Here is a 14,029-nt window from a genome sequence, read left to right on the forward strand (position 1 = left end):
CGAGCTGCTCGGCGACCCTCACACCGGCGGTCCCCCCGCGGGTCGACCGGGACGCCACCGCGCCCTCGACAGTGAGCACGGAGCGGACCTCGGGCGTCAGCCGCGGATCCACCCCTGCGAGCTCCTCGTCCGTGAGATCCGCCAGACCGACCCCCCTGGTCTCGGCGATGCGGACACACTGCCCCGAGGCCTCGTGCGCCTCGCGGAACGGCACCCCCTGACGGACCATCCACTCGGCCAGATCGGTGGCCAGCGTGTAGCCGGCCGGGGCCAGCTCACGCAGACGCTCAGGGTGGAAGGTGAGGGTTGAGACCAGGCCGCTCATCGCAGGCAGCAGGAGGTGCAGCTGTGTCACGGCGTCGAGAATCGGCTCCTTGTCCTCCTGAAGATCACGGTCATACGCCAACGGCAGGGCCTTCAGGGTGGCCAGCAGCCCCGTGTGGTCACCGATGAGCCGGCCGGTCTTGCCCCTCATCAGTTCGGCGACATCGGGGTTCTTTTTCTGCGGCATGATCGACGATCCGGTCGACCACTCATCCGCCAGTGTCACGTACCCGAACTCGGGGGTCGCCCAGGCGATGATCTCCTCGGCGAGACGGGACAGGTCGATGGCCACCTGCGCGAGAACATAGGAAGTCTCCGCGGCGAAGTCCCGGGAACTCGTCGCGTCAATCGAATTGTCGGCGGCGGAGTCGAAGCCCAGCTCCGCGGCGATGGCCTCCGGGTCGAGCGCGAGAGAGGAACCCGCCAGTGCACCGGAACCGTAGGGTGACACCGCCAGCCGACGGTCCAGATCCCTGAACCGTTGCACGTCACGCAGCAGGGGCTGGGCGTGAGCCAGCAGCTGATGCGGGAGCAGCACCGGCTGCGCCGCCTGGAAGTGGGTCTTTCCCGGCATGATCGTGTCCGGGTGCGACCTGGCCTGCGACACCAGGGCGTCGACCACGTCGAGCACCCCGTCGGTCACTTCCCGGACCGCGTCCCGGACCCACATCCGGAACAACGTGGCGACCTGGTCGTTGCGTGACCGGCCGGCCCGCAGTCGGCCGCCGACCTCCGGCCCGACCCTCTCGATCAGTCCGCGTTCCATTGCACCGTGGACGTCCTCGTCATCCGGGTCGGGGACGAAAGCACCGGAAGCCACGTCCTCACCCAGGCGGGTGAGCCCGTCGAGCATGGTCGCGAGGTCCTCGTCAGTGAGCAGACCGGCCCGGTGCAGCACCCTGGCGTGCGCCTTCGAGGCCAGCACATCGTACGGGGCGAGCACCCAGTCGAACTGGGTCGACCTGCTCAGGGCCGCCATGGCCTCGGCGGGACCGCCGGCGAACCGGCCGCCCCAGAGGGCCCCCTGGTTGGTGGCGTGCTTCTGGATCTCCGTCATGTTGCCGTCCCGCTCCCTTACTTGCTGAAGCGACGGTCGCGGGAGTTCGCGATCTTCGAGGACAGGCCGTGAAGCTGCACGAAGCCCTTGGACAGGGTCTGGTCGAAGGTGTCACCGGTGTCGTAGGTGGCGAGGTTGAAGTCGTACAGGGACTCCTCCGAACGCCGGCCGTTGACCTGGATCGAACCGTTGTGGAGGACCAGACGGATGTCACCGGTGACGTGTTCCTGGGTGGACTCGATGAAGGCGTCCAGCGAACGTTTCAGCGGGGAGAACCAGAGACCGTCGTAGACCTGGTTGGACCACTCCGCGTCCACGCCCCGCTTGTACCGGGCGAGCTCCCGTTCAAGGGTCACGTCCTCCAGCGCCTCATGGGCGGTGATGAGGGTGATCGCACCGGGCGCCTCGTAGATCTCACGGGACTTGATGCCGACCAGCCGGTCCTCGACCATGTCGAGGCGCCCGACACCCTGTGCCCCCGCCCTGCGGTTGAGCTCCTCGATGGCCTGGAGGACTGTGACCTCACGTCCGTCAATGGCCACCGGCCTGCCGGCCCTGAAGGAGATCACGACCTCGTCGGGGGCCTGGCCCAGGGAGGGCTCCTCCGTGTAGGCGTAGATGTCCTTCGTCGGAGCGTTCCACAGGTCCTCGAGGTAGCCGGTCTCGATGGCACGGCCCCAGACGTTCTGGTCGATGGAGAACGGGGAGGACGCCGACTGCTCGATCGGGACGTTGTTCTCCTCGGCGAAGGCGATGGCCTTGTCGCGGGTCCACGCGTAGTCGCGGGCCGGTGCGATGATCTTCAGGTCGGGAGCGTTGTCCATGAATCCGACCTCGAACCGGACCTGGTCATTGCCCTTGCCGGTGCAGCCGTGGGCGACGTGGGTGCCGCCGTGCTCCTTGGCTGCCTCGACGAGGTGCTTGACGATCAGCGGCCGTGAAATGGCGGAGACCAGCGGGTACTGCTTCATGTACATGCCGTTGGCCTTGATGGTGGGCAGGCAGTAGTTGTCGGCGAACTCGTCGCGTGCGTCGACGACGACGGCTTCGACGGCACCGGCGCCGAGGGCCCGCTGACGCACGGACTCCATGTCCTCGCCGCCCTGGCCGAGGTCGATGGAGACCGCGACGACCTCACCACCGGTCATCTTCTTGAGGTAGGGGATGGCGACGGTGGTGTCGAGGCCACCGGAATACGCGAGTACGACGCGGTCGGTCATGATCTTCGTGATCCTTTCAGGGATGTTCTGTCGGGGGAATTCTACAGAGTGGGGCCGGACCGGTTTCCGGAGGGCCGGTCCCCGGAGGGACGGTCGGCAGGAGGCCGGGCAAGGTGGGACAGTCGTTCAGCCAGCCGTCTGCCGTCGGCCGGCTCCCTGGCGAGCACGAAGACCGTGTCGTCGCCCGCCAGCGTACCGACGACCTCGGGGAGCGATGACCTGTCGACGACACTGGCCAGGTACTGGGCGGCACCCGGAGGTGTCCTCAGGACAGCGGTGTTCCCGGACCAGTCCGTACCGACGAGAAGCTCTCCGAGCACCCGGCGCAGCTTCGCGGGAACATCGGCGGTGAACTCGCTCTCCTGTGAACCCAGGGCATAGAAGGCGCGGCCACCGGAGCGGACCTTCCTCGCCCCGAGGTCGACCAGGTCACGGGACAGCGTCGCCTGGGTCGTCTCCACCCCCTCCGCCTCGAGGCGTTCAAGGAGGTGTCGCTGGCTGGGGATGCGGTGGGTCTCGATCAACCTGGCGATGAGGTCCTGCCGCGCGGAACGGGTCAGCGGAACAGCCATTCGAGCAGTGCCTTCTGTGCGTGCAGCCGGTTCTCCGCTTCGTCGAAGACCACGGACCGGGGTCCGTCGATGACGCCGGCGGTGACCTCTGATCCACGGTAGGCGGGCAGACAGTGCATGAACACCGCGTCCGGGGCGGCGTTGGACATCAGTGCCTCGTCCACCTGGAAGCGGCGCAGGGCGGTGGTGTCACGGTCGGCGTCCATCCCCATCGACACCCACGTGTCGGTGATGACGACATCTGCCCCGGTGACATCCGGTTCCCCGATGACCCGCAGGGTCGCACCGGTCTCGTCGGCGCGGAGCTTCGCCCGGTCGATGAACCGCTGCTCCGGCTGGAAACCCTCCGGGGCGGCGATGGTGATGTCGACCCCGGCGGTGGTGAAGCCGAGCATGTAGGAGTTCGCCATGTTGTTGGCGCCGTCACCCAGGTACACCGCCTTCACACCGCGCAGGTCCCCCTTCTTCTCCTTGATCGTCAGGAGGTCGGCGAGGATCTGGCAGGGGTGGAAGTCGTCGCACAGGGCATTCACGATCGGAACTGTGGCGGTCTCCGCCATGTCGTGGAGGTTCTGGTGGGCACCGGTGCGCCAGACCACCGCGTCGACGAACCGTGACAGCACCGCTCCGGTGTCCTGGTAGGACTCTTTCTTGCCCATCTGGGACTTGCCGGAGTCCACGACAATGGGGTGCCCTCCGAGCTGGTGGACGCCGACGTCGAAGGAGAAACGGGTACGGGTGGAGGTCTTGTCGAACAGGATCGCCACCGACCTGTTCTCCAGGCTCTTCCGGATCGGGTTGCGCTTCATCTCCAGGCCCAGTTCCAGGACCTCTGCCTGTTCCGCGACGGACAAGGAATCGTCGGCGAAGATGTGGTGGGGCGCGGATTCCACGGGGGAGTTCACTTGAGCAGCTCCTTGAGTACGGCGACGGCCTCACGGACGTCGGTGTCGGTGATGTTCAGGGGCGGGACGAGCCGGAGGACATCCTCCGCCGGCTGGTTGAGCAGGAGACCTGCCTCCAGTGCACGGGCCGTGAAACCCGGGCGAGGTTCCCTCAGGACCACCCCCAGCATCAGGCCACGTCCGCGGACATGGTCCACGGCGTCCAGGTCGCCGAGGGCGGTGCGCAGGTACTCCCCCTGCCGGTTGACGTTGTCGAGGATGTTCTCCGCGATGACGGTGTCGATCACGGCATTGCCGGCGGCGCAGGAGACCGGGTTACCGCCGAACGTGGACCCGTGCTGGCCCGCCGACAGCAGCTGGCCGGCGGGTGTGGCGGCGACACAGGCTCCGATCGGGAGACCACCGCCGAGCCCCTTGGCCAGGGTGACGACATCCGGGAGGACGTCCTCGACCTGGTAGCCGAACCACCGGCCGGTCCTGCCCATGCCGGCCTGGACCTCGTCGACGATCATGAGGACGCCGAACTCGTCGCAGAGTTCGCGGACCCCGGTGAGGAACCCGTCCGGGGCCGGTACCACACCGGTCTCCCCCTGCACGGACTCGAGGATGACCGCGGCGGTGTCGTCCGGGGCGACGAGGATGAGCTCGCGCAGGGCGTCCAGGTCACCGTAGGGGTAGAACTCCACTCCGGCCGGCATGGGCTCGAACGGGGCCCGCTTACCGGGCTGCCCCGTCATCGCCAGTGATCCCATGGTCCGGCCGTGGAAACCGTGCTCGGCGGCGAGGATCCGTGACCTGCCGGTCAGGCGGGCGGTCTTGAACGCAGCCTCGTTGGCCTCCGCTCCGGAGTTCGAGAAGAACACGTGGGCGTCCGGGGAGATGAGCCCGCGGAGCTTGTTGGCCAGGGCGATGACCTGGGGGTGCGCGAAAATGTTGGAGGTGTGGCCGAGGGTCGCGATCTGCTCCGACACCGCCCTGACCACCGCGGGGTGCGCGTGACCGAGGGCGTTGACGGCGATACCGGCGAGCAGGTCGATGTACTCTCTTCCCTCGGAATCCGTGACCCGGGACCCCTTTCCCGAGACAAGTTCGATCGCCGGGGTGCCGTAGGTCGGCATGACCGCGGCCTCCCAGGCTGTCTTCCAGTCATTCGTCCGGTTGTCAGGCATTGGGCGACTCCCAGTCGTCAGGGGCGATCATCGTTCCGATACCGCCTTCAGTCATGAGTTCGAGTATCACGGAATGCCGTTCACGTCCGTCGATGACGTGGGCGGCGGAGACACCGGTGCGCACCGCGGACAGGCAGGCCTCCATCTTGGGGATCATGCCGGCGTCGAGACCGGGGAGGATCTTCTCCAGTTCAGCAGGCGCGATACGCGAGACCAGTGACCCCCTGTCCGGCCAGTCCGTGTACAGCCCCTCGACATTGGTGAGGATGACGAGCCTTTCGGCACCGACGGCGGCGGCAAGGGCACCGGCCGCGGTGTCGGCGTTGATGTTGTACACGTTGCCGTCTTCGTCGGGGGCGAACGGTGCGACGACCGGGATCCGGCCGGCGTCGATGAGGTCCATCAGCGCTGTGGCGTCCACCTGCGCGATGTCCCCCACCCGGCCGAGGTCGATCTCCTCGCCGTCGACGACGACGTTCTTCTTCACCGCGGTGAAGAGCCCGGCGTCCTCACCCGAGGTGCCGACAGCGAAAGGACCGTGCTGGTTGATCAGGTTGACCAGTTCACGGCCGACCTTCCCGAACAGGACCATGCGGACGTACTCCATGGTCTCCGGGGTCGTGTAGCGCAGCCCCCCGATGAACCGGCCCTCGAGCCCGACCTTGTCGAGCATTTCGGTGATCTGGGGTCCACCGCCGTGGACGACAATGGGGTGTGCGCCCACGGTGCGGAGAAACGCCATGTCGGCGGCGAAGGCGGCCTTGAGGTCGTCGTCCACCATCGCATTTCCGCCGTACTTCACGACGACGATCTTCCCGCGGTAGTGCAGCAGCCAGGGCAGAGCTTCGGCGAGGACGTCTGCGCGGATCGCCGGCGAAAGCTCGGTGACGCCGCGGTAGACGACCTTCTCTGGTGCGGTTTCAGTCATGGGGTCCTGTCCTTCCGCTCAGGAGCTGTACGCGGAATTGATGTGGACGTACTCGTGGGAGAGGTCCGTGGTCCAGACCGTGGCATGCCCCGGACCTCCGGTGCCCAGGTCCACGTGGACGTCGATGTCCGGTCCTGAGAGGTCTACGTCACGTGCCCCCGGTGCACCGGTGGCGTCGACGCAGACGGGGTGCCCGTTGAAGCTGACGGAGATCTTCTCCGCGTCCATGGGCACCGGGGCCATACCCACGGCTGCGAGCGTCCTCCCCCAGTTCGGGTCCGAACCGAACATGGCGCACTTGAAGAGGTTGTCACGACCCAGGACACGTGCCGCTGTCTTGGCGTCCCCGTCGGTGGCTGTGCCGGTGACGGTCACGGTGACGCGCTTGGTCACGCCCTCGGCGTCCCCCTGGAGCTGGCGGGCGAGATCGAGGCAGACCTGATGGACCGCGTCCCGGAACTCCCCCTCCGACGGGGTGACCCCCGACGCCCCGTTGGCCATGAGGATCACGGTGTCATTCGTGGACGTGGAACCGTCGATGTCGATGCAGTCGAAGGTGACCTCTACCGCCGAGCTGAGGTAGGGCGCCGGATCATCGACATGCGCATCGGTGGTGAGCACCACCAGCATGGTGGCCAGGGACGGGGCCATCATGCCCACACCCTTGCCCATGCCTCCCAGCGTCCAGCCGTCACCGTGGTACACCGCCTGCTTGACGACAGTGTCAGTGGTCATGATCGCGGTCGCCGCCGCAAGACCCGCCTCCCGGGAACCCGCCGAAGGCTCCTTCACCGCGGTGGTGACCGTGGCGACCCCGGCCAGCAGCTTGTCCATCGGGAGTGTGTCTCCGATGAGACCTGTGGAACACACCGCGACCTCGGACGCCGGGACGCCGAGCGCCTCCCCCACCGCCGCGGCGGTGGCTTCGGCGTCACGGTCACCCTGTGCACCGTTGCAGGCGTTGGCGTTGCCCGAATTGAGGATCACGGCACGGAAGGTGCCGTCGTTGTGCGCGCGGGTGTACTTCACCGGTGAGGCGAAGACCTTGTTCCGGGTGAACACTGCAGCTGCGGTGTACTCGGGCCCTTCGTTGACGACCAGGGCCAGGTCCGGTTTACCGGACGGCTTGATTCCCGCGGTCGTCGCTGCTGCCCGGAATCCCGACGCTGCGGTCACTCCGGTGGTCTGTTCTGTCATTGTCTCTGCTCCGTCTGTTGCGGTTGTCATGTCGGTCACCTGTCCGGTCACAGACCTGACATGGGAAGACCTGCGGTCTCGTCCCAGCCCTGCATGATGTTGAGGCACTGCACTGCAGCTCCCGCGGTCCCCTTGGTGAGGTTGTCGATCGCACTGGTGGCCACCACCACCCCGTCGGTGACGGTGACCTGCAGGTGGCACATGTTCGTCCCGACCACGTTACGGACCTCCGGCTGCTCTCCCTCCGGGAGCAGCAGCAGGAAGGGTTCGGCCGCGCAGAAGTCCCGGTAGGCTTCGCGGATCTCCGTGTCGGTGCCGCGTGCCCGGGCGGTGACGGTGGTGAGGATTCCCCGTCGCAGGGGGGCGAGGACCGGGGTGAAGGTCACGTGAACGTCACCGCTGTGCATGCCTTCGGGAAGCACCCGACGGATGTTCTGCGCCATCTCGGGGGTGTGGCGGTGGGTGCCGACCTTGTAGGCCCGCAGGTTGGACATGGTCTCGCCGCCGAGCATGCTCACGGTCGCCTTCTTTCCCGCCCCTGTCACGCCGGTGACGGAGACGACCGAGACCGCCGGGCTCATCAGTCCGGCGTGCATGGCGGGCAGCAGCGCGAGTGTCGCCCCGGTGGGGAAGCATCCGGGCACGGCGACGCCGGTCGCGCGGGCCAGGATGTCCCTGTTACCGGGAAGCTCGGGGATCCCGTAGGGCCAGCTGCCCGGCCAGGGACCGCCGTAGTAGGCGTCCCAGTCCTCCCTGGAGACCAGTCTGCGGTCTGCCCCGCAGTCGAGGACCTTCGTGTCCCCCAGATCGAGGGAGGAGGAGACCCCGTGCGGAAGTGCGAGGACGGCGACATCATGGTCGGCCAGCACTTCGGCGGTCGTGTCTCCGACGATGCGGTCCGCGAGCTGCGGAAGTCCGGGGACCAGGGAACCGAAGCGTTCCCCGGAGTTCGATGCCCCGGTGAGTGCTCCGATGGTGAAGTCCCGGTTGTACCCGGGGTGACTGAGGAGCAGGCGGAGTGCCTCTCCGCCGGCGTATCCACTGGCGCCGGCCACTGCGATCGAAATCATCGTGTCAGTATGCCCCCGGCGGCCGCAGAGCGCAAGTTATGCACTATTCCGAGTTTTATGCAATCTGCGGGTCAGGCCCGCAGTACCGCGCCGACCTTCTGCGCCGCCGAGGCGACAGCTGCCTCCCTCGCCCTGGACGCCTCGTCCTCGGTAAGGGTCCGGTCCGGCGCCCGGAACCGCAGCGAATAGGTCAAGGATCGCTTACCCTCACCGAGGGTGTCGGAACGGTACTCGTCGAACAGCCTGAGGGACTCGAGCAGGCTTCCCGCGCCTTCCGCCAGAGCAGCCTCCACATCTGCCGCCGGAGTCGTCTCGTCGACGACCACCGCGACATCCTGGTAGAGGGCAGGGAACGGTGACAGAACCGGCCGGGGGAACCGGGGACGCGTAGGTACGGCATCCAGGTCGATCTCCAGCGCGACAGTCCGCGGCGGAAGATCCGCCCGTTCACACACCTGGGGATGCAGCTCACCGGCATGTCCGACGACCACGGGACCGTCATCGCCCTCGACAAGGATCTCGGCGCACCGACCGGGATGCCACGGCAGGTACGCGGCATTGCGCAGACTGACGTCGACCCCTGCCGCCCGGCCGATGACCCTGGCCGCTTCAAAGGCGTCCGCAGCGGTGTAGGGCCGGGCCGGGCCCCAGGTTCCCTGGAGTTCACGGGCACCGGCGGCGATGACGGACACGTGCAACGGCTGCCGGGGAAGGGACGCCGCCAGGGCCGCGATCTCCTCCTCGGACGGACGACCCGACGTCGACGGCATCGGAGACACACCCGAGGTCTCCGTGGGCAGAGTCACCTGCTCCACACCGAACAGTCCGAGGTCCTTCTGTCCCCGGGTGATGTTACGGCGCAGCGAGTCGATCATCGACGGCAGAAGAGTCGTCCCGATGGTTGAGACGTCGCTCTCCAGGGGATTGAGGACCCGTACCGCGTTGCGGCGGGGGTCATCGGCGTCCAACCCCCACACGTCGAAGGTGTTGTCGGGGATGAAGGGCCCCGGAAGGATCTCCAGCCAGCCGTTCCACGCCAGGGCATGCCCGACCGCCCGGCGCATCCTCTGCCTGGGGGTCAGTCCCCTGCCCGCAGGGGCCGTGGGGATCACAGAAGGAATCTTGTCGAGCCCCTCCAGCCGGAGGACCTCCTCGACCAGGTCCGCCGGCATCGTCAGATCGGGTCTCCACGTCGGGGGCGTCACCTCGATCGCCATCGCACCGTTGGAGTCCCGCTCGCCGGTGGCGGTCACGGAGCAGCCGACTTCGGTGAGACGCCCGACCGTGGTGCCGGAGGGGTAGACCATCCCCGCGGTCCGTCCGGGTGCCGAGGTGTGCATCGCAATGACGGGCATCTCCGGAACACCGCCGACGATCGTCGACCCGGGCATCACCGTCCCGCCGGCGATACGGCTGAGCAGGGCGACCGCGAAATCCAGTGCAGCCTCCACCGTAGCGGGATCAGTCCCGCGCTCGAACCTGCGGGACGCCTCCGACGACAGCCTGTGACGCCGTGACGTCCTCGCCACGGTGATCTGGTCGAAGTGCGCGGCCTCGAAGTAGACGTCGGTGGTGTCCGGTGTGATCTCCGAGGTGGACCCTCCCATCACACCGGCGAGCGACTGGATACCGGTCGCGTCGCAGATGACGACATCCTCCTGCGACAAGGTCCGCTCCACCCCGTCCAGGGTGGTGAGCTTCTCTCCCGCCGCGGCACGACGGAGGTGGAGGTCACCGGTGATCCGCCCGGCGTCGAACGCGTGCATGGGCTGCCCGAGGAGGAACATCACGTAGTTGGTGACGTCGGTGGCTGCATTGACCGGACGCTGACCGCACAGGAGCAGTTCACGCTGCATCCAGTACGGGGACTCCACCGTCGGATCGATGCCCGTGACCCCACGGATGCCGAACCGCGACGCCTTCGTGTCCGGGTCCACCGTCACGGCAGGAAGGGCACCGGGGGCCGACGACGATGGCAGTCCCGCGAGAAGATCTGTCGGCAGTGCCGCCGCCGCCGGATCCAGGGCCGGATCCCGGTAGGTCAGGCCGAAAGAGCTGGCAAGCTCCCTGGCGAGCCCACGGGCGGACAGCGCATATCCCCGGTCCGGGGTGATGTTGACCTCGAACACCGTGTCATCGAGACCGAGGAAGCCCCGGGCGTCCTGCCCGACCACGATCCGGGGGTCAGCGGCCTCCGCACCCCGCAGAGCGATGATCCCCGCCGTCTGCACCGAGGCCAGCCCCAGCTCCGCGGCAGAGCACATCATCCCCTCGGACACCTTGCCGTAGGTCTTCCTGGCCGCGATCTCGAAACCACCCGGCAGTACAGCCCCCGGCAGGGACACCACGACAGTGTCCCCCTTCCGGAAGTTCCTCGCACCGCAGATGATGTGCTGCGGCTCGCCGGTACCGTTCGCGTCAGCGACGTCGACCTCGCAGTACCGGATCGGCTTCTTGAAACCTTCCAGCTCCTCGAAGTCCACGACCCTGCCGAAGACGACGGGCCCGGTGGATCTCTCGATGTGCCTGAAACCCTCGGTCTCGAAACCGACCCGGACGAATCCGGCGTCCATCTCCTCGCTCGTGACGGAGAAAGGCGCGGTGGAGGTCCGGAGCAGACGGGTGAGCCAGTCCTGGGAAATCAGCATGGGGTGTTACTCGGTTCCTTGAGAAATGGGGGAAGGGGCGGGAGAAAAACAGTCGGGGAACAACGGGAGGTGGATGGCGGTGGAGGGGCGGTCAGGGAGGAGACCGCCTCTCAGCCCCGTATGCCGAAAGGCTCGGTGAACCTCACGTCACCTTCCACCATGTCACGCATGTCCGGAAGCCCGTTACGGAACTGCAGGGTGCGCTCGATGCCCATCCCGAACGCGAACCCGGAGTACTCCTCCGGGTCAATTCCCGCTGCGGTGAGGACATTCGGGTTCACCATTCCGCAACCACCCCATTCAATCCAACCAGCTCCCCCCTTCTTGTCGGGGAACCACACGTCAACCTCAGCCGAGGGCTCGGTGAACGGGAAGTAGTTGGGCCGGATACGGGTCCTGGCGTCCTCACCGAACAGCACTCGGGCGAGATGGTCCAGGGTGCCTTTCAGATGGGCCATGGTGAGCCCCCGGTCGACGGCCAGACCCTCGACCTGGTGGAAGACCGGGGTGTGGGTGGCGTCCAGTTCATCGGTGCGGAAGACCCTGCCGGGGCACGCGATGTAGATGGGCACCTCACGGGAGAGCATGGTCCGCATCTGCACTGGTGAAGTGTGGGTGCGGAGGACCTGACGGGAGTTCTCCGGTGCGACATGGAAAGTGTCCTGGAGCGTACGCGCCGGGTGGTCCGGCAGGAAGTTGAGGGAATCGAAATTGTAGTACTCAGCCTCGATCTCCGGTCCGTCGGCGATCTCCCAGCCCATCCCGGTGAAGATGTCGGCGATCTGCTCCGAGAGGATCGTGATCGGATGCTGGGCGCCCCGCTGACCACGGGTCGTCGGCATCGTCACGTCGATGCGCTCCGCTGCGAGCACTTCGGCGTTGCGCTTCTCCTCGAGGCGGATCTTCGCCTGGTTGTAGGCTTTCTCGATCCGGCCGCGGGCCTGGTTGACCAGCCTTCCCGCGTCCTTCCTCTCCTCTTTGGGCAGACTGCCGAGACTGCGGCGCGCCGCCGGCACGGGTGCGTCGTCCCCCAGGTGTGCCCGCCGCAGTTCAGGAAGCTGGTCCAGGTCGGTCGCCCCGGCGAATGCCTGGACCGCCGCGTCCGCTGCGGCCGCCAGGCCTGCTTCGCTCATGTCTACCCCGTCAGCCACCTGCTGCACCTCACGCTCGTCGATAGTCCTTGAAAATGGTCAACAGCCGGAAGACAATCCTAGCAACCCGGAGGCCGGCCGTTCACACCCGGGCGACACGTCCGGTCTCGTAGAGACAGACAGCCGCGGCGGTGACGAGGTTGAAGGACTCTGCCCGGCCGTGCATGGGGATCTGCACCCGGATGTCGGCCAGGTCCTGCCAGTCCCCCAGACCGTGGGCCTCGTTGCCGAACAGCCAGGCGATCTTCTGCCGGAGAAGAGGCTGCGCGCCGTCCGTCGAAACCGAAGCCTCGTCCAGGGTCACATCGCCGTCCCCCGAGGTCGCCAGGACCAGGTAACCGTGGTCGTGGAGCCTGTCGATGACTTCCGGCACGCCGGTGGACCTCGCCACAGGAAGGTGGAAGAGGGAGCCCGCCGATGACCGGACCGCCTTACCCCCCTGCGGGTCCACGGTCTCCCCCGCGAAAATGACGCCCACGGCACCGGTGGCGTCCGCGACCCGGATGAGGGCACCTGCGTTCCCCGGCTCGGATGTCTCCACCGCGACCGCGAGGACGCTCCCGTCACCGGCCCGGTCGCCGCGGTCCAGGACCTCCCCGAGGTCGACAAGCTGTGACGCGCACAGTGCGAACAGGCCGGTGGTCGTCACCGACTCGCTGAGGGCGTGGGCTGCCCGGTCAGTGATGAGATGCACGCGGACGCCTCCGTCTCCGTCGCCCTCGAAGCTGTCGAGTTCCTCCCCGAAGGACGCGAGTGCGTCTTCCGTGGCGAAGACCTCGACCACTGTTCCGTAGCTCAGGGCCGAGGTCACGGCATTCGACCCCTCGGCGAGGAACCTTCCGGCCTTCCGGCGTGCCGCCGCCCGGTGGAGCTTGGCTGCGGAGACGATCCGGGGGGTGCGCTCCGTGAACGGTTCGTCACCGGTGCGGCTGCGCCAGTCCCGGCAGAGGGGGGACGCCGGGGACCCCGGAACCGGAGGGCGGGTCGCGGACGAGGGTGAGGACGGGCTGTCGGTCATGTGCTCGAGTCTATCGGGCCCCCGGACGCGAAAACCGCACCGCCCGTGGGAACGGGCCGGTGCGGTCGGGCGTGGCGTCCGGGTGCGGACGTCTCTGAGTCGCTACTTGGCGACTGCAGCGTTGACGTCCTCGGGGAGGGCTGCCTTCGCGGCGGCGACGAGAGCGGCGAAAGCGGCCTGGTCGGAGACTGCGAGCTCCGCAAGGTTCTTCCGGTCAACTTCGATGCCGGCGAGTCGCAGACCCTGGATGAGACGGTTGTAGGTGATGTCGTTGGCCCGGGCGGCGGCGTTGATGCGCTGGATCCAGAGCTTACGGAATTCACCCTTGCGGGCGCGACGGTCGCGGAAGGCGTAGGTCTTCGAGTGGAGGACCTGCTCCTTGGCCTTGCGGTAGAGGCGGGAACGCTGGCCCCGGTAGCCGGAAGCCTCGTTGAGGATTTCGCGGCGCTTCTTCTTAGCGTTCACAGAGCGCTTGACACGTGCCATGATGGACGTCCTTTACAAACTAATTGACGGTAGTCGGGTTCAGGGGGTGCAGGCGCTCTCAGGCCTTGCCCAGAAGTCGCTTGATGCGCTTGGTGTCGTCACCGGACACGTCGGTGGTGCCCTTCAGGCGACGGGTGCGGGTGGAGGGCTTGCCCTCGAGAAGGTGGCGGCGGTTGGCCTGCTCGCGACGGAGCTTGCCGGAACCGGTGACCTTGATGCGCTTGGCGGTGCCCTTGTGGGTCTTCTGCTTCATCGTGGATCCTTAAATTCTCGTTGCGCCCGTA

At 67.2% G+C, this 14,029-nt stretch carries 13 protein-coding genes; all 13 read right to left on the reverse strand.

Annotation, left to right across the window (positions count from 1 at the left end; genetic code table 11):
• On the reverse strand, positions 1-1,381 hold a 1,381-nt coding region (argH, locus tag BN3906_RS11985; RefSeq protein ID WP_066588742.1), incomplete at its 3' end, for an argininosuccinate lyase.
• Positions 1,382-1,398: 17 nt separating this feature from the next.
• On the reverse strand, positions 1,399-2,601 hold the full coding sequence (locus BN3906_RS11990; protein ID WP_066588744.1) for an argininosuccinate synthase: 1,203 nt from the start codon (positions 2,599-2,601) through the stop codon (positions 1,399-1,401).
• Between the two features lie 41 nt (positions 2,602-2,642).
• On the reverse strand, positions 2,643-3,173 hold the full coding sequence (gene argR / locus BN3906_RS11995; protein WP_066588747.1) for an arginine repressor: 531 nt from the start codon (positions 3,171-3,173) through the stop codon (positions 2,643-2,645).
• Positions 3,158-4,066 carry an ornithine carbamoyltransferase gene (gene argF / locus BN3906_RS12000; protein WP_066589938.1) on the reverse strand — a complete coding sequence of 303 codons (909 nt, stop codon included), beginning with the start codon at positions 4,064-4,066 and terminating at the stop codon, positions 3,158-3,160. Before argF ends, argR begins: the two co-directional genes overlap by 16 nt.
• 8 nt (positions 4,067-4,074) lie before the next feature.
• The gene (locus BN3906_RS12005) at positions 4,075-5,247 is read right to left on the reverse strand and encodes an acetylornithine transaminase (RefSeq protein WP_066588750.1); all 1,173 of its coding nucleotides are present in this window, start codon (positions 5,245-5,247) and stop codon (positions 4,075-4,077) included.
• Positions 5,240-6,175, reverse strand: coding sequence for an acetylglutamate kinase (gene argB, locus BN3906_RS12010; protein WP_066588753.1), 936 nt, complete (start codon positions 6,173-6,175; stop codon positions 5,240-5,242). Before argB ends, BN3906_RS12005 begins: the two co-directional genes overlap by 8 nt.
• Positions 6,176-6,193: 18 nt before the next feature.
• Positions 6,194-7,372 (reverse strand): bifunctional glutamate N-acetyltransferase/amino-acid acetyltransferase ArgJ, encoded by a 1,179-nt coding sequence (gene argJ / locus BN3906_RS12015; protein ID WP_066589940.1) that lies wholly within the window; start codon positions 7,370-7,372, stop codon positions 6,194-6,196.
• Positions 7,373-7,419: 47 nt separating this feature from the next.
• Entirely contained in the window at positions 7,420-8,442 is a 1,023-nt protein-coding gene (argC, locus tag BN3906_RS12020; RefSeq protein ID WP_066588761.1) for an N-acetyl-gamma-glutamyl-phosphate reductase, read from the reverse strand.
• A 71-nt stretch (positions 8,443-8,513) separates the two neighbouring features.
• The gene (pheT, locus tag BN3906_RS12025; RefSeq protein WP_066588765.1) at positions 8,514-11,090 is read right to left on the reverse strand and encodes a phenylalanine--tRNA ligase subunit beta; all 2,577 of its coding nucleotides are present in this window, start codon (positions 11,088-11,090) and stop codon (positions 8,514-8,516) included.
• 110 nt (positions 11,091-11,200) lie between these two features.
• Positions 11,201-12,223, reverse strand: a complete 1,023-nt coding sequence (pheS, locus tag BN3906_RS12030) for a phenylalanine--tRNA ligase subunit alpha (protein ID WP_066589942.1) — start codon at positions 12,221-12,223, stop codon at positions 11,201-11,203.
• Between the two features lie 100 nt (positions 12,224-12,323).
• The gene (locus BN3906_RS12035) at positions 12,324-13,259 is read right to left on the reverse strand and encodes a TrmH family RNA methyltransferase (RefSeq protein WP_078057417.1); all 936 of its coding nucleotides are present in this window, start codon (positions 13,257-13,259) and stop codon (positions 12,324-12,326) included.
• Between the two features lie 102 nt (positions 13,260-13,361).
• Complete coding sequence (rplT, locus tag BN3906_RS12040; protein WP_066588769.1) at positions 13,362-13,745, reverse strand: 50S ribosomal protein L20; 384 nt, start codon at positions 13,743-13,745, stop codon at positions 13,362-13,364.
• 58 nt (positions 13,746-13,803) lie between these two features.
• Positions 13,804-13,998, reverse strand: a complete 195-nt coding sequence (rpmI, locus tag BN3906_RS12045; protein ID WP_066588773.1) for a 50S ribosomal protein L35 — start codon at positions 13,996-13,998, stop codon at positions 13,804-13,806.
• Positions 13,999-14,029: the final 31 nt, after the last annotated feature.

The sequence above is a fragment of the Corynebacterium provencense genome (assembly GCA_900049755.1).
Lineage (GTDB): Bacteria > Actinomycetota > Actinomycetes > Mycobacteriales > Mycobacteriaceae > Corynebacterium > Corynebacterium neomassiliense.